This window comes from Cobetia sp. SIMBA_158 (genome assembly GCF_046566945.1).
In the GTDB taxonomy this organism is placed as follows: domain Bacteria; phylum Pseudomonadota; class Gammaproteobacteria; order Pseudomonadales; family Halomonadaceae; genus Cobetia; species Cobetia amphilecti.
This window is the reverse complement of the sequence record NZ_JAWJYL010000117.1, coordinates 1-367: the sequence shown is the minus strand read 5'-3', so window position 1 is coordinate 367 and position 367 is coordinate 1. Positions and strand designations below refer to the sequence as shown.

1 protein-coding gene is annotated in these 367 nt (G+C 39.0%); it reads right to left on the bottom strand.

Going from position 1 to position 367, the window contains the following annotated elements; genetic code table 11:
* Window positions 1–367 (bottom strand): sugar O-acetyltransferase (locus R2R70_RS19235; protein WP_410978786.1); only part of this gene is annotated, 367 nt, incomplete at both ends.

Sequence of the window (367 nt, the reverse complement as noted above, 5' to 3'; positions counted from 1 at the left end):
AATGATTATCGGTGCTGCAAAGTTCTCTTTATTGAGTCGCTCTGTGGGGTTAACCGCATGAGATACTGCCAAAAGTTGAACGTTCGGGCCAATTAAACAATCGTCGCCAATGCTTATAGCTCCCTCACTAATTGGAGCATCTAATACCGTACAGTTAATGTTTATAAAGCTACGATCACCAATAGTTATTTGATTACCATAATCGCAATGAAAACCCGATTCTATAATTACCCCTTCACCGCATTGAGGGAACAGCTCTTTAATACGTTTTAAATTACCTTTACTTGGGCTTTTATTAAAGAGTCGGCATATTTCGCCAGTTTGCTTTCGTAGCGCTAATAGCGTTTTATCTAAGCTGTTAAATGAC